This is a genomic window from Tenacibaculum crassostreae (genome assembly GCF_964512405.1).
Taxonomy (GTDB): domain Bacteria; phylum Bacteroidota; class Bacteroidia; order Flavobacteriales; family Flavobacteriaceae; genus Polaribacter; species Polaribacter crassostreae.
In genome coordinates this window covers 454,409-471,174 of record NZ_CAZELE010000005.1, presented here as the reverse complement: position 1 = coordinate 471,174, position 16,766 = coordinate 454,409, and the positions used below count along the sequence as shown (strand labels likewise).

The window sequence follows — 16,766 nt, the reverse complement described above, 5'->3', positions numbered from 1 at the left end:
TTAAATCTCTTTACCGTTGATAAATACCGTATCTATTAAATTACTTCCGAAGGAATAAGGTAAAAATCCATACGAAGGAATTTCTTTAGTTACGATTAAATTCGCCTTTTTTCCTATGGTAATGCTACCTACTTCATCCGATAAATTCATGGCATAGGCTCCGTTAATAGTTGCTGCATTAATGGCTTCTTCTGGTGTCATTTTCATTTTAATACAAGCGGTAGCGACTACAAAATTCATATTACCTGATGGAGTAGAACCTGGGTTGTAATCGGTTGCCAAAGCTAATGGTAAACCAGCATCCATGATTTCACGAGCAGGAGTGTATGGAATACTCAAAAAGTAAGAGCATGAAGGCAATGCAACGGGCATGGTTTCACTTCCTTTTAAAGCTTCAATATCTTCAGTATTCATCACTTCTAAATGATCAACTGATAACGCATTATGTTTTACACTAACTTGAACTCCACCGATTGTAGTAAACTGATTTACGTGCACTTTAGGAGTTAATCCGTATTGTTGTGAAGCAGTTAAAATTCTATCGGTATCTTCAACTGAAAAATATCCTGTTTCACAGAAAGCATCTACAAAATCGGCTAACTTTTCTTCGGCAACTTTAGGTAGCATTTCATCAATAATTAAATTGATGTATCCTTCTTTGTTGTTTTTATATTCTGTTGGAAATGCATGTGCTCCTAAAAATGTAGCTTTGATAGGAATATTATAATTCTCACGTAATTTTTTAATCACACGAAGCATTTTTAATTCGGCATTAACGGTAAGTCCGTAACCCGATTTAATTTCAACCGCTCCGGTACCTAATTGCATCACCTCTTCTAAACGTTTAGCTGATTGTTGGTACAATTCTTCTTCGGATGTTTCTTGTAGTTTTTTAGCTGAGTTTAGAATTCCGCCACCACGATTAGCAATTTCTTCGTAGGTAAGTCCGTTAATTCTGTCTACAAATTCTTGTTCGCGATTACCAGCATATACAATATGCGTATGAGAATCGCACCAAGTTGGAAGTATCATTTTACCAACACAATCTATTGTTTTATCAGCAGAAGTAGGAACGTTTTTCATGCTTCCATAAGCAGCAATAACATCGTTTTCAATTAATAAAAAAGCATTCTTTATAGTAGGTAATATATTCATATCACTACCTGATACTTTTTTGGTAGTTATTTCTCTTACTTGTATTAATTCCTTGATATTTATCAATAAAGTTGTCATGCTGAATGTTTAAATTTGTTAGACAAACTTACGGTAAAAACTACAAATTATGGTTTATTTTTTAGGAGTGATTTGCGTTATACTACTCTTTTTTATCTCATTAATTCATATCTATTGGGCTTTTGGAGGCACTCTTTGGGTTGATGCTGTAATACCAACAAAAAAAGCAGACGAAAAAGCAATGAGTCCACCTAAGTTTTTAACTTTTTTAGTTGCTTTATTATTAGGATGTTTTGCCTTGATTTATGCTGAAAAAATAGAACTTTTTAGGTTAAGTTATTTTTCTGATTGGATTAAAGATTGTGGAATACACTTTGTAGCGAGTATTTTTATACTAAGAGCGATAGGAGAGTTTAATTATGTAGGTTTTTTTAAGAAGATTAGAACAACTCAATTTGCTAAAAATGATACCAACTATTTTTCTCCATTGTGTTTGTTTTTAGGAGTTGTAGGATTGCTTATAGGGATGGTGTTGTAAAAGTTTCGCTATTGGTTAAGATATCCGTCGTTTTAATGATGAGATATCGTACGATAGCGAAGTTATCGTTTTAAAATTTAAGAATCAAACTAAATTTTTGCATAAAAAAAACGTCATTACGAAAAACATTCATTTTAAAGTAATCTAACTTTATATATGTAAATTAAAAAAAGATTACTTCACTTTGTTCGTAATGACGATTTATAAGTATTGTAGGTTTATAAAACCTTAGTATTCAATTTTATCGTCTTTTTCTGTCCATTTTTGAAAAGGTTCTAAAGCTATTTCACGTCCTACTTGTTCAAACGGAATACTTCTCTTTTCGTATGGTAATGGAATTTCCTTGTAAATAAATTCATCATCAAAACCAATATTCGCAGCATCTATTTGATTACTTCCATAAAAAACTTTGTCTGGTCTTGCCCAATAAATAGCACCTAAACACATAGGACATGGTTCGCAAGAAGTATAGACTATACATCCATCTAATTGAAAAGAGCCTATATTTTTACAAGCATCTCTAATTGCAGTAACTTCTGCGTGTGCTGTAGGATCATTGGTAGAGGTAACTTTGTTATTTCCACGTCCAATTATTTCTCCATCTTTTACAATAATACATCCAAAAGGACCACCTTCGTTGTTTTGCATTCCACGTAAAGCTGCTTTTACAGCTTCACTCATATATTCTTCGTGTTTGTTCATCTTCATTATCATTATAAGTTAATTTATTAGCTAAAAAAAGCCGCAAAAAATTGCAGCTTTTTAGTTGAGTACAAAAGTACCATTTTATTTTAAACTACCCGTCATGTCTTCTGGTCTAACCCATTCGTCATACTGTTCAGGAGTTACATAACCTAAACGCACAGCTTCTTCTTTTAAAGTAGTTCCGTTTGCGTGTGCTGTATTTGCAATTTCTGCTGCTTTGTAATATCCTATTTTAGTATTTAATGCTGTAACTAACATTAACGAGTTGTTTAATAACTCAGTAATTCTTGTTTGATTTGGTTCAATACCAACAGCACAGTTTACGTCAAATGATACACAAGCATCTCCAATTAATTGTGCAGACTGTAACACGTTAGCAGCCATCATTGGTTTAAATACGTTTAACTCATAATGTCCTTGTGTTCCACCAACTGTAACAGCAACATCGTTACCCATTACTTGTGCACACACCATAGTCATTGCTTCTGCTTGTGTTGGATTTACTTTCCCAGGCATAATAGAAGATCCTGGTTCGTTTGCAGGAATAATTAATTCTCCAATTCCAGAACGAGGTCCAGATGCCATTAAACGGATATCGTTGGCTATTTTATTTAATGAAACGGCTAATTGTTTTAAGGCTCCGTGCGTTTCAACTAACGCATCGTGAGCCGCTAAAGCTTCAAATTTGTTTTCAGCAGTTACAAATGGCAATCCTGTAAACTCAGCGATATACTTAGCTACCAATACGTCGTAACCAGCTGGAGTGTTTAATCCTGTTCCTACAGCTGTACCACCTAACGCTAATTGAGCTAAATGTGCTAAAGTATTTTTTAAGGCTTTTAATCCGAAGTTTAATTGTGCTACATATCCTGAAAATTCTTGACCTAAGGTTAGGGGAGTAGCATCCATTAAGTGTGTACGTCCGATTTTTACAACATCTTTAAAAGCTTCAGCTTTTGCTTGTAATGTATCACGTAATTGCTCAACACCAGGAATGGTAACTTGTACAATCTTTTTATAAGCAGCAATATGCATTCCGGTAGGGAAAGTATCGTTTGATGATTGCGATTTGTTTACATCATCATTTGGTTGAATCGTTTTTTCACCTTCACCAATTACTTTTCCAGCAATTTCATGCGCTCTATTGGCAATTACTTCGTTTACGTTCATGTTACTTTGTGTACCTGAACCTGTTTGCCAAATTACTAACGGAAATTGATCGTCGTGTTTTCCTGCTAAAATTTCATCACAAACTTGACCGATTAAATTACGTTTCTCTTCTGCTAACACACCTAATTCACAGTTGGTATATGCAGCAGCCTTTTTTAAATAGGCAAATCCGTAAACAACTTCTAATGGCATAGAAGCAGGTGCTCCAATTTTAAAGTTGTTGCGAGAACGCTCAGTTTGTGCTCCCCAATATTTATCTGCAGGTACTTCTACCTGTCCCATTGTATCTTTTTCAATTCTAAATTTAGTCATGTTGAATTGTTTAAAATGCTTAAAATTAACGAAGTTCAAAATTACAAATTCTCATAGTTTTAATTGTTGATTTTTATCAGATTTTATTGGAGGAAAAGAAAAATAGTTATAATTTTGTGGCATAACAATTATTAATAAGAAACAAATGTTAGATTTTTCAGAATTCTCAGGATTGGTATTATTCATGTTTATTTTTACAGCTGGATTTTGGTTGTTAATTTTCTTATTAACATTTGTAGTTCCTTACTGGATTGGTGGAACTATTTGGGAAAACATGAAATTAAAAAGAGAAGCTAAAAGAGCTGCCGAAGAAGGGAAGTAAGCTTTTTAAAATAATATATAGACAAAACCACGCAGATTGCGTGGTTTTTTTGTTTTTAAAATCACCCCAAAAGGGTGAGGGGAATTATGTTTTGTTACATTACTTTTATTAAAAAGGAATAAAAATGAAATTACTAACTACTTTTTTAATTTGTTTATTATTAATTAATGAAATATTCAGTCAAAATAATTGTGATTGTAATCATATTATTAATGGATTAAGTACTGAAAATATTAATATTATTAATGCTTCTGAATTCGAATACTCACCTGGAGATACTTTCTGCTTTGAATCTGGAACCTATAGAGGGGTTAGATTAATAGGGTTTGTAGGAGAAAAGAACAAACCTTTAATATTTAAAAATATAAATGGGATAGTACTAATTAATGAACCTTCTTATCCTGCTATAGAGTTAAAGAGAAGTAAGTATGTAAGATTTGCAGGTGATGGTTGTGATGATTCTTTTTATGGATTTAATGTAGAGTCTGGTACAACTGCGGTAAGTATTTCAGAATTTAGTTCAGATATTGAAATAGACCATATAGAGGTTTTAAAATCTGGATTTGCAGGAATAATGGCTAAAACGAACCCTGAATGTAGTGATGAAAATACATGGAGAAGAAATGGGTACATTATGAAAAACTTAAAGTTGCATCATAATTATATTAAGAATACAGAAGGAGAGGGATTTTATATAGGAAGTACTGATGGTTACAAAATAAAAACAAGATTAAAGTGTAATAATGAGTATGTTTTTGCTCATTGGTTAGAAAATGTTGAGATATATAATAATAAGATTGAAAATGCAGGTTGGGATGCTATACAAGTAAACCTTGTAAGAAAAGAAGGGAAGGTATATAATAACACAGTGTATGGTTATGGTATGACAACAGATAACGGCTATCAAAAATTTGGAATGAGCATAGGTGGTGGTATTTATAGTATTTATAATAACTTTATAAATAATGATGGTTCGGGAAAAGGATTACAATTTATTAGTGCACAAAGTGGTACGAAAATCTTTAATAATGTACTAGTTTCTCCAAAATCTGATGCAATTTTTATGCATAGTAGGCATTTGCTAGAAGGTGATACAGGGTATTACGTAATGAATAATACAATTATAAACCCTGAAAAATCAGGAATAAAGTTAATTACTAGCATTACAGAAAGTATTAATGAAGAAGATGTTGGGAAATTACAGCTTGACAAACCGTCTTATTTTATAAATAATGTTATAGCAAATCCGGGAAATACATATGAACTTCAAGGGACTTGGAAAGGAGTTGATGAAAACTATATAGATTTTAATTCACAACAAGAAAAAATAGCCTTTGAAGAGTTTAAAAGATTTAATTTACAAACTAAAAATATAGAAGAGGTAGGATTTAAAGATTTTTTAAATGGAGTTTATGAAGCAAAAAATGAAGAATCATTATTGGTTGATGTTGGTGAAAACTTGAGTAAGTTTGGAGTTTCATTTGATTTTAATGGAAACAAAAGACCTCAAAATAAATTATTTGACGTTGGAGCTTTTGAGTATACACTAAATAATAATCAAGGTAATAATAAAACAAGAGTAATAGTATATCCTAACCCTACAAACAATGAGTTAATTATTAAAAGTAATTTGGAAGTAAAAGAAATTTCGATATATACTCTATATGGAAAAAGAATAAAGTATATATCGAAATTAATTAACAATCAATTTTCTTTAAAAGATTTGTCAAAAGGATTTTATATAGTTGAAGTTGATTTTTTGGGAGATAAAAAAATATTCAAAATATTTAAAGAATAAAATTAAAATTATCCACCAAAGTCTTCTCCTCCTCCGCCATCAAATTCGCGTTGTGGACGCTCGCGTTTTTTCTTTTGATTGAATCTATAAGTAAAACTTAATGATATTTGACGTTCTCTCCATTGGAATGTTCCTCGGTTAATTGTTTCAAGTTGTCCAGCATCATTGTATAAATATGTCGTGCTTTCTCTTTTACGAGAGTTAAAAAGATCACTAACATTTAAAACTAAAGAGGCTTTATCCTTTAACACATCTTTACTAAAAGACAAGTTAGTAATAAACATATTATCTCTATCAGATTGTGCGTTTGATTGTGGTCCTCTATACATTAAGCGTGTTTGCCATTGAATTTTTGCTGGTAATGTTATTCGAGCATTAAAACGAGCAAACCAACTACTGTTATTTACTTCTTTTAAAGGTACAGTTTTGTTTACGCCATTTCTATCTACAAAATTATAGGTAAAAGCATCTGTTTTAAATTTAAAGTAATTAAACGTTGCCGATAAACGAGCCCATTTAGTAGGAGAATAATTACTAGTTAGTTCAAAACCATAACGATTTTCTTCTCCTATATTTATTGGAGTTCTCACAAAAACAGTTACTTCTTCATTGTCTTGCGTTCTGTTTTCTCGGTAAGAAACTCCTTGCATTACATCAGTAGAAAGTTGATAGTAAATAGAAGAATTCAGTGTAAGTTTTTTAATCCTTGTAGTATATCCTAAATCGAAAGAACTAGTGAAAGTTGGATTGATATCTGGGTTTCCTTTAAAAATATTAGTAGCAGAACTACGAGATTCAAAAGGATTGATAAACCAGTGACGTGGTCTGCGTAATCTTCTACTATAACCTAAAGTTAAATTATCAGTATCATTTAATTCATACCCAAGATTTACTGTTGGAAACCACTCCGTATAATTTTTATCTGATAAAGTATTATCGGTAATTACTTTTAAATCGATATCGGTAATTTCGGAACGTAAACCTAATAAGTATGAAAACTTATTTATTTTGTTACCGTATTGCGCATAAAAAGCGTAAATGTTCTGTTTGAAGTTGATAGCATTCGACGGATCGTACTCAAAAGGATTTCCATCTTTGTCTCTCACTTTAAAATCAGAAGATAAATCTTGTAATGTAGATTTATGACCTAATTCAATTTGACTATTTTTCCCAATAGGTAATACATAATCTAATTGAATTAAGTAGTCATTAGAGTTTGTTAACTGAGAATTTAATTCTTTTAAAACCCCGTTTACAGAAACTGGTGAATCTTCAAACTCCTCACTATTGCTGTATTGTAAATCAACAACTAATTTTTGTCCTTTACCATCAAAGTTATTAGTATAGTTTATAGAGTATTGCTTATCGCTACCATCTTCTTTTTCAGTTTCAATCCTAGTTTCATTAAATAATTCAGAAGTAGGATTTTCGAATTCATATCTTTTAGTAATGTTGGTAGCAATATCGTCTCCTTTTGAATTACGATAAAAAAACGAACCTGTAATTGAACTATTTTTAGTCAAATAATATTCTAAACCTAAAGAAGCATTGAAGTTTTTGTTTTCACGATCAAACACACGATCTTCAGTTTGAGTACTATCAATAGCACTCGTATTAGTGTTGATATAAGAAAATTTTGAAAATGAATTTCCTGGACCTTTTCTGTAGGAATATCCAATATTTGAAAACAAGTTTAACTTCTTAGTTCGATAATTTAAGTTTGGAGCAATTGAAAATTGATCTGGATTACCAACGGTTAGGTTTACCGAACCATTAAAACCAGTAATTTTTCCTTTTCTAAGAATGATGTTTAAGATACCTGCAGTACCTTCAGCGTCATATCTTGCTGATGGAGAAGTAATAACTTCTACTTTTTCAATAGCTTCAGCAGGAAGATTTCTTAAAGCATCCGTTCCGCTAAGTCCTACCAATGCAGAAGGTTTTCCATCAATTAAAATACGAACATTTTCGTTACCACGTAAGCTTACTGCTCCTTCAGCATCAACATTTACAGAAGGAACATTATCTAACACATCTGAAGCGTTACCGCCTTTTACAGTCATGTCTTTACCAACGTTGTAAATCTTTTTGTCTAAACGAATTTCAACAGTAGATTTTTCAGCAATTACTTCAACTTCATCTAATGTTTCAGCATCTTCAGAAAGTAAAATAGTTCCTAAATTTTTATTCTCCGTAAGTGTTTGATTACCTAAGTCTTTTGTTTTAAAACCAATAAATTCTACTTTGATATTGTAGGTGCCAGAAGAAGCATCGATAGAAAAAGTTCCAGAAGCATCGGTTACACCTCCAATTATTTTTTGTGTGTTTGTATTTGTTAATACAAGAGTTGCATATTCTAAAGGTTGTTTAGATTTGATTTCTAAAACTTTACCCGTTAGATTGATTTTTTGATTGCCTTTTTGAGCAAATGCTGTAAAGCTAATGAGTAATAAAAGTAAGGTGAGTTTCTTCATTATATTGGTTTGTAAAACTTGTTTGACTGCAAAGTTGACGAATGGTTTAACGAGCTTTAGTTAAAAGAATGTTAAATAAAAAACCGCAGCTAAACTGCGGTTTGAATTGGTATTTAAAAAGAAGATTATTTTTTTCCTCTTCTTTGTGCTTCTTGTTGTTCTTGAGCTTGTTTCATAGCAGCATCTAAACGCTCTCTAAACTTACTCTTTTTAACAGGTTTCTTTTTGTTTTCTTCAATTAAAGCATGGATTTTGTCTTCATCAATAACATAGTTTTTAATAACAAACATGATGATAATAGTTAATAAATTTGAAATAAAGTAGTACAAACTTAATCCACTTGCATAATTATTAAAGAAGAATAGCATCATAATAGGAGAGAAGTAAATCATCCATTTCATCATCTTACTCATATCTGGCATACCTTCTTGTGGAGGTGCTTGCATATTTGCTTGTTGACTTTGGTTCATCTTCATGTAAAAGAAAATAGCGATAGATGCTAAAATTGGAAATAAACTTACGTGGTCTCCATAAAAAGGAATCTTAAATGGTAATTTGAAGATTGTATCATAAGACGATAAATCATTTGCCCATAAAAACCCTTTTTGTCTAAAATCGATATTGGTAGGGAAAAACTTAAATAAAGCAAAGAATACAGGCATTTGCATTAATGCAGGAATACATCCTGACATCATATTTACCCCAGCTTTTCGTTGCACCGCCATAATTTCTTGTTGGCGCTTCATAGCGTTTTCTTTTCCTGGATACTTTTTATTGATTTCTTCCATTTCTGGACGAATCACCTTCATTTTAGCACTCGATAAATACGACTTGTATAATACTGGCGACATGATAATACGAACAACAATTGTCATTAAAATGATAATTAATCCGTAGTTGCCAATAAATCCTTTTAAAAGATTAAATACAGGATAGAACACAGTACGGTTTAAGAAACCAAAAATTCCCCAACCTAAGTCAGCTATTTCGTCTAAACTAGTACCTTCATAAGATTTTAATAAATTATAATCAGTTGGTCCGTAAAACCACTGCATATTATAATTTAACTCTCCGTTGGTTAATGCTAAAGGAGCTTTTACACCATAGGTTTTTGTGTATACGCTGTCAACATCTTCCCCAGCAAAATCAACAGATTTTAAAGTAGCGTTATTTAAAGGAGTTTCTGAAGTTAAAATAGAAGAGAAGAAGTGTTGTTTAAAAGCAACCCAATCGATATCACTTGCTACTTCATCATCATTCATTTGTAAGTATTCTACTTCATCATCAGCTTTGTAATAATAATAAGAATACATGTTTTCGGTTTTTAAACTTTTTTCATGTCTAAAACCTTTTAAGTTCCAATCTAAATTAATTTCTTGAGAACTGTTAATAACGTTACTTAAACCTTGTGAACGAACTGCAAAACCTACACGGTAATCGCCTTCTTTCATTTCGTAACGATACTCTAAAAATTTATCTTCAGCTACTTTTAACTTCATAGAAAGTACTTGAGACTCTCCGTTTTTAGTTAAGGTAGGTGTAAATAATAAATCCTTCGTGTTTAAAATTCTATTGTCGGTAGTACCGAAATTGATATTAAACGAAGCGTTTTTATCTTTTACTAAGTATAAAGGTAACGAATCGTATGTTTTAAAGTTTTTAACTAAGGCTTCGATAATTTGTCCACCTTTGTTGTCTACTGTTAATTTTACAAGGTCGTTTTCTATTGTAGTACTTCCTTCTTTACTAGTTGATGCACCATAAGCAAAAGCTCCAAATTTATTTTGTAAAGCGATTTGCTTAAGTGAGTCATTTAAAAAAGTAGTTTCTGTTACGTTATTTTGAACAGGAGTAGTATCAGTTGTCTGTTCAGTTTGAGTAGTTGTTTCAGGAGTAACTTCTGGTTTTTGAGTGTTCATCCACCAAAGCATAATTCCCCCTAATAAAAGCATTCCTATAAAGGAATTTAAATCAAATTTTTTTTGTTCCATTGATATATGTTAAAATGTCAACTTGTCACTAATTGTTTTTCTTGTTGACCGAAAAACCCGACAAATGTAGTAAAACCCTATAGATTTTTGAAGGTTTTACTGTGATTAATTTTGATACTAAGTATAGTTCAAACAGTATTCCAATTTTCTTAGGAATAAAAAATCCTGCAATTGCTATTACAGGATTTTAGTATTTATTTTTTTGAGTGTTTTAAAGCCGCTTTTATAAAATTGACAAATAACGGATGTGGGTTTAAAACGGTACTCTTATATTCTGGGTGATATTGTACCCCAACAAACCAAGGATGAGAAGGTATTTCTACAATCTCTACCAATCCAGTTTTAGGGTTGATTCCCGCAGTTTTCATTCCTGCAGCTTCTAATTGTTCTTTATAATCGTTGTTGTATTCATATCTGTGGCGGTGACGTTCACTAATTAATTCTTTTTTGTAGGCTTCAAAAACTTTTGAGTCTTGAGCTAACTTACAATCCCAAGCACCTAAACGCATGGTTCCACCTTTATCAGTAACATCTTTTTGTTCTTCCATTAAGTTAATTACTGGATGCGAAACTTTAGGGTTCATTTCGGTAGAATTAGCATCTTTTAAGTTTAGCACGTTACGAGCAAACTCTATAACTGCCATTTGCATACCTAAACAAATTCCTAAAAAAGGAATGTTGTTTTCGCGTACATATTGTACCGCTGCAATTTTACCTTCAATACCTCTATCACCAAAACCAGGAGCCACTAAAACACCGTCTAAACCTTCTAATTGTTGAATGGCATTTTCTGGAGTTAATTCTTCAGAATGAATCCAACGAACATTTACTTTTGCTTTATTTGCTGCTCCAGCATGAATAAATGCTTCAGTAATCGATTTGTAAGAATCGTGTAATTCTACATATTTACCAACCAAACCAATTTCGATAGCAGAAGTAGGATTTTTATGACGGTCTAAAAAGCGATTCCACGCAGTTAATTTTGGTTGTTTACGAGTAGATAAACGTAATTTGTCTAACACCACATAATCTAACCCTTCTTTAAACATTAAATTAGGAACATCGTAAATTGTTTCAGCATCTAACGATTGAATTACGTTTTGCTTTTTAACATTACAGAATAACGCTAACTTACGTTTAATATCATCAGAAATTTCATGTTCAGAACGACATACTAAAATATCTGGTTTTACTCCGCTTTGCATTAACATTTTAACAGAGTGTTGCGTAGGTTTTGTTTTTAACTCACCAGCCGCAGCTAAATAAGGAACTAAAGTTAAGTGAATAACAACAGCATTGTCTTCTCCTAAATCCCATTGTAATTGACGTACAGTTTCTATATAAGGTAACGACTCAATATCACCAACAGTACCACCAATTTCAGTAATAACGATATCAAAATCGCCAGTATTTCCTAGAATCTGAACTCTGTTTTTAATTTCATCTGTAATATGAGGGATAACTTGTACTGTTTTTCCTAAAAACTCTCCTTTACGCTCTTTGTTAATTACGGATTGATAAATTCTACCCGTAGTAACATTATTAGCTTGAGAAGTAGGGATGTTTAAATAACGTTCGTAATGCCCTAAGTCTAAATCTGTTTCAGCACCATCATCGGTAACATAACATTCACCGTGTTCGTATGGATTTAACGTACCTGGATCAATATTAATATATGGATCTAACTTTTGAATGGTTACAGAGTATCCTCTTTCTTGTAATAATTTGGCTAATGAAGCGGCAATAATACCTTTTCCTAGTGATGAAGTTACGCCCCCGGTTACAAAGACATATTTAGTGTTATTCATGGTGTTGTTAGGTTTGGGCAAAAGTAATAAGTCTGCCAATACGAACAAATAAAAAAGAGAAAAAACGTATATAAAGTTTTAGTATTTTTGCCAAAGCGAAAAAAAATAAAAAAAAATAAATTTAGGGTTTGCTAGACTGAAAAACTGTTGTATATTTGCCCACGCTTTTAGCAGACGGAATTTCACAAAAGCAACATGTAATTTTAAAAGACATTAAAAAATATAAGTAATGCCAAAAAGAACGTACCAACCATCGAAGAGAAAGAGAAGAAACAAGCACGGTTTCCGCGAAAGAATGGCTTCTGCTAATGGACGTAAAGTATTAGCTAGAAGAAGAGCAAAAGGAAGAAAGAAGTTGTCTGTTTCATCTGAATCAAGACCAAAGAAATAATGATTAACTATTGTTAATATTTAAAGGCGTTACTATTTAGTATCGCCTTTTTTTATAACCAAAAAATTATATTTTTACAACAACACAACACACTATATAAAATGCCTAAAAGACAAGACCTTAAATCGATTTTAATTATTGGATCAGGACCTATTGTAATTGGTCAAGCATGTGAATTTGATTATTCAGGATCTCAAGCATTACGATCGTTAAGAGAAGACGGAATTGAAACTATTTTAATCAATTCAAACCCTGCAACAATTATGACAGATCCTTCAATGGCAGATCATGTTTACTTGTTGCCTTTGAATACGAAATCTATCATCCAAATTTTAAAAGAACATCCACAAATTGATGCTGTTTTACCAACAATGGGAGGGCAAACCGCATTAAACTTGTGTATAGAAGCTGACGAAAAAGGGATTTGGAAAGATTTTGACGTAGAAATTATTGGGGTTGATATTGATGCTATTAATATTACGGAAGATAGAGATAAGTTCCGATTATTAATGGAAGAAATAGGAGTGCCAATGGCACCTCAAGCTACAGCAACATCTTTCTTAAAAGGAAAAGAAATTGCACAAGAGTTTGGTTTTCCATTATGTATTAGAGCATCCTTTACTTTAGGTGGTGCAGGAGCCTCAATTGTATATGATGAAAAAGAGTTTGAAAAATCATTATCAAGAGGATTAGAAATTTCTCCTATTCATGAGGTAATGATTGATAAAGCGATGATGGGATGGAAAGAGTATGAGTTAGAATTATTACGTGATGACAATGATAATGTGGTAATTATCTGTTCTATAGAAAATATGGATCCGATGGGAATTCATACAGGAGATTCGATTACAGTAGCTCCAGCCATGACACTTTCTGATAAAACTTATCAGAAAATGCGTGATATGGCTATTAAAATGATGCGTTCTATAGGTGAATTCGCAGGTGGTTGTAATGTTCAGTTTGCAGTTTCGCCAGATGAAAATGAAGATATCATTGCAATTGAAATCAATCCACGTGTATCTCGTTCATCTGCATTAGCGTCAAAAGCAACAGGATATCCTATTGCAAAAATTGCTGCAAAACTAGCAGTTGGTTATACGTTAGATGAGTTAGATAACCAAATTACTAAATCTACTTCAGCATTATTTGAGCCAACTTTAGATTATGTAATCGTTAAAATTCCTCGTTGGAACTTTGATAAGTTTGAAGGTTCTGATAGAACTTTAGGATTACAAATGAAAGCAGTAGGTGAGGTGATGGGTATCGGACGTTCGTTTCAAGAAGCGCTGCACAAAGCTACACAGTCGTTAGAAATTAAGCGTAATGGTTTAGGAGCTGATGGAAAAGGATATAAAGATTACAACCAAATTATAGAAAAGCTAACCTATGCAAGTTGGGATCGTGTTTTCGCAATTTACGATGCTATTGCAATGGGAATTCCTTTAAGTAAGATTTACGATATCACAAAAATTGATATGTGGTATTTAAAACAGTATGAGGAGTTATTCAATTTAGAAAAAGAAATCTCAACATATACTATTGATACTTTAGATAGAGAATTATTACTAGAGGCTAAACAAAAAGGATATGGAGATCGTCAGATTGCACATATGTTAGGATGTTTAGAGAGTCAAGTATATAAAAAGCGTGAGGAGTTAAAAATAAAACGTGTTTATAAATTAGTAGATACTTGTGCTGCTGAATTTAAAGCACAAACTCCATACTATTATTCAACATTTGAAAGTGAAATAGAAACTGCTGATGGAGAAGTTTCTGTATCGAACGAAAGTGTAGTTTCTGATAAGAAAAAAATTATCGTGTTAGGCTCAGGACCAAACCGTATCGGACAAGGAATTGAGTTCGATTACTGTTGTGTTCATGGGGTATATGCTGCAAAAGAATGTGGTTACGAAACCATTATGATTAACTGTAACCCAGAAACGGTTTCTACCGATTTTGATACAGCAGATAAATTATATTTTGAGCCAGTTTTTTGGGAACATATCTACGATATCATCAAACATGAAAAACCTGAAGGTGTAATTGTTCAATTAGGTGGACAAACGGCTTTAAAATTAGCAGAAAAGTTAGATCGTTACGGAATTCCAATTTTAGGAACTAGTTATAGAGCTTTAGATTTAGCTGAAGATCGTGGAAGTTTTTCAACTTTATTAAAAGATAACAATATTCCTTATCCAGAATTTGGTGTTGCTGAAACTGCTGATGAAGCGTTGAAGTTAGCTGATGAGTTAGATTTCCCAATATTAGTTCGTCCGTCTTATGTATTAGGAGGACAAGGGATGAAAATTGTGATTAATAAAGAAGAATTATTAGAGCATGTGGTAGATTTACTACGTAAGATTCCGAATAACAAATTATTATTAGATCACTACTTAGAAGGAGCTATTGAAGCAGAAGCAGATGCAATTTGTGATGGAGAAAATGTGTATATCATAGGAATTATGGAGCATATTGAACCTTGTGGAGTACACTCGGGTGATTCCAACGCTACTTTACCAGCTTTCAATTTAGGAGAGTTAGTGTTAGAGCAGATTAGAGAGTACACAAAAACGATTGCATTAGCATTAGAAACTAAAGGGTTGATTAATATTCAGTTTGCTATTAAAGATGATAAAGTATATATTATCGAAGCAAACCCAAGAGCATCTCGTACCGTACCATTCATAGCAAAAGCATACAAAGAACCGTATGTAAACTATGCAACTAAAGTTATGTTAGGAGAGAAGAAGGTTACTGATTTTAATTTTAATCCGCAATTAGAAGGATTTGCGATTAAGCAACCAGTATTCTCATTTAATAAATTCCCGAATGTAAATAAGAAGCTTGGACCAGAAATGAAATCTACTGGTGAGAGTATTTTATTTATAGATTCGTTACGTGACGATACTTTCTACGATTTATATGCTAGACGTAAAATGTATTTGAGTAAGTAGGAAAATATAAGATAAAAAACAAAAACCGAAGTTATAACGCTTCGGTTTTTTTATAATGTATTTTTAAATGTTTTGCTGTTGGGTTTTAAAGTTTTTAAGAAAAATGTTTATTGTTGTAGCTTATACATAAGGTTAATATGTCGTTCTATTTCTGAGTTAAAATCCTTATATAAGAGTTTATATTTAGGCCCCAGCTTGGTTTTAACAGTTTCAAGAGTTTCGTTAGTTTTTTTTCCTTTTTTATAATCTGACTTTACTTGCTCCCAAACACTAGATAATAATTTAGCATCTCGTATAACTGATTCTAAATTGGTTGGTTTACCATGTCCGGTCAAAACTATATCAGGGTTTAATTTAATTACGGTGTTAAGTATGCTAATTAAACTAGGAATATTCCCATGTTCAGTAATCATAGGCATCCAATCAGAACTTAAAACATCTCCTCCTATTATGATTTTTTGTTTAGGTAACCATATTAGTAGATCTCCTGGTGAATGTGCATTATTAGAAAAAATTAATTCTACATCAATACCACCAAAATTTCGTTTTGTTCCTTCAGATAATAACACGGTAGGATAAACAAGTTTTGTAGCACCAATTTTACCTTTAGTTACTTTGAAGTAAAATTCGAAAGAAGGTTGCCCATCATTTTTCATAGTTTTAAAAGCTTTATTACTTGAAATAATTTCAAAAGCAGTATTTGAAAAAGCAGCATTACCAAACCAATGATCTGCATGACTGTGAGAGTTAATTATCCAGCGAATTGGTTGTTTAGTAACAGATTTAATAGCTTTCTTTATTTTGTTGCCAATTGATTCGGAAGATCCAGAGTCAATAAGAAGAACTCCTTTTTTCGTAACTACAAAATGAACATTAGAATTCCACCCTTTGTTTTCAGGATTAGGTAATCCCTTTGAAGGTGAAACAATGCTGTATACGTTTTGAGTAATTTTGGTTACAACAAAATCAGAATTAGCATTTGTATTTGCAAAACAAAAATTCTGAGCCATTAGGATAATTAGCCCGAAAGTTAAAGAGGTAATTTCGTTTATTTTTTTTTCTCTCATTGATTTGATTGTTTTTGTGTTTGGTGACAGTTTTAGGAATAGTCCATTTTAGTATGGACTAAA

Annotated in this window: 12 protein-coding genes; 5 read left to right on the top strand and 7 right to left on the bottom strand. The window is 32.1% G+C overall.

Going from position 1 to position 16,766, the window contains the following annotated elements; translation table 11 throughout:
- Window positions 1–1,233, bottom strand: coding sequence for an imidazolonepropionase (gene hutI, locus ACKTST_RS07550; RefSeq protein WP_408047138.1), 1,233 nt, complete (start codon window positions 1,231–1,233; stop codon window positions 1–3).
- Between the two features lie 49 nt (window positions 1,234–1,282).
- Between hutI and ACKTST_RS07545 the strand changes: the two genes are divergently transcribed.
- A complete protein-coding gene (locus tag ACKTST_RS07545) occupies window positions 1,283–1,711 on the top strand; it encodes a DUF3995 domain-containing protein (RefSeq protein ID WP_408047137.1) in 429 nt (142 codons plus the stop codon).
- A 228-nt stretch (window positions 1,712–1,939) separates the two neighbouring features.
- Here the strand turns inward: ACKTST_RS07545 and ACKTST_RS07540 are convergent, their stop codons facing one another.
- Window positions 1,940–2,413 carry a nucleoside deaminase gene (locus ACKTST_RS07540; RefSeq protein ID WP_408047231.1) on the bottom strand — a complete coding sequence of 158 codons (474 nt, stop codon included), beginning with the start codon at window positions 2,411–2,413 and terminating at the stop codon, window positions 1,940–1,942.
- Between the two features lie 84 nt (window positions 2,414–2,497).
- The gene (fumC, locus tag ACKTST_RS07535) at window positions 2,498–3,898 is read right to left on the bottom strand and encodes a class II fumarate hydratase (RefSeq protein ID WP_408047136.1); all 1,401 of its coding nucleotides are present in this window, start codon (window positions 3,896–3,898) and stop codon (window positions 2,498–2,500) included.
- Window positions 3,899–4,043: 145 nt separating this feature from the next.
- On the opposite strand from fumC, the gene ACKTST_RS07530 reads away from it, so the two are divergent.
- Complete coding sequence (locus ACKTST_RS07530) at window positions 4,044–4,220, top strand: hypothetical protein (RefSeq protein ID WP_028891109.1); 177 nt, start codon at window positions 4,044–4,046, stop codon at window positions 4,218–4,220.
- 124 nt (window positions 4,221–4,344) lie between these two features.
- Complete coding sequence (locus ACKTST_RS07525; protein ID WP_408047135.1) at window positions 4,345–6,018, top strand: T9SS type A sorting domain-containing protein; 1,674 nt, start codon at window positions 4,345–4,347, stop codon at window positions 6,016–6,018.
- A gap of 8 nt (window positions 6,019–6,026) precedes the next feature.
- Here ACKTST_RS07525 and ACKTST_RS07520 read toward each other — a convergent pair whose 3' ends face one another.
- The 3 genes from ACKTST_RS07520 to ACKTST_RS07510 form a co-directional block, all read right to left on the bottom strand.
- Window positions 6,027–8,492, bottom strand: a complete 2,466-nt coding sequence (locus tag ACKTST_RS07520) for a TonB-dependent receptor domain-containing protein (RefSeq protein ID WP_408047134.1) — start codon at window positions 8,490–8,492, stop codon at window positions 6,027–6,029.
- Between the two features lie 125 nt (window positions 8,493–8,617).
- Window positions 8,618–10,483: a membrane protein insertase YidC gene (gene yidC / locus ACKTST_RS07515; RefSeq protein WP_408047133.1), complete on the bottom strand. Its 1,866-nt coding sequence runs from the start codon at window positions 10,481–10,483 to the stop codon at window positions 8,618–8,620.
- 194 nt (window positions 10,484–10,677) lie between these two features.
- Window positions 10,678–12,291 carry a CTP synthase gene (locus ACKTST_RS07510; protein ID WP_408047132.1) on the bottom strand — a complete coding sequence of 538 codons (1,614 nt, stop codon included), beginning with the start codon at window positions 12,289–12,291 and terminating at the stop codon, window positions 10,678–10,680.
- 229 nt (window positions 12,292–12,520) lie between these two features.
- Between ACKTST_RS07510 and rpmH the strand changes: the two genes are divergently transcribed.
- Window positions 12,521–12,682 carry a 50S ribosomal protein L34 gene (gene rpmH, locus ACKTST_RS07505; protein ID WP_408047131.1) on the top strand — a complete coding sequence of 54 codons (162 nt, stop codon included), beginning with the start codon at window positions 12,521–12,523 and terminating at the stop codon, window positions 12,680–12,682.
- A 101-nt stretch (window positions 12,683–12,783) separates the two neighbouring features.
- On the top strand, window positions 12,784–15,636 hold the full coding sequence (gene carB / locus ACKTST_RS07500) for a carbamoyl-phosphate synthase large subunit (RefSeq protein ID WP_408047130.1): 2,853 nt from the start codon (window positions 12,784–12,786) through the stop codon (window positions 15,634–15,636).
- 107 nt (window positions 15,637–15,743) lie between these two features.
- Here the strand turns inward: carB and ACKTST_RS07495 are convergent, their stop codons facing one another.
- A complete protein-coding gene (locus ACKTST_RS07495) occupies window positions 15,744–16,703 on the bottom strand; it encodes an MBL fold metallo-hydrolase (protein WP_408047129.1) in 960 nt (319 codons plus the stop codon).
- Window positions 16,704–16,766: the final 63 nt, after the last annotated feature.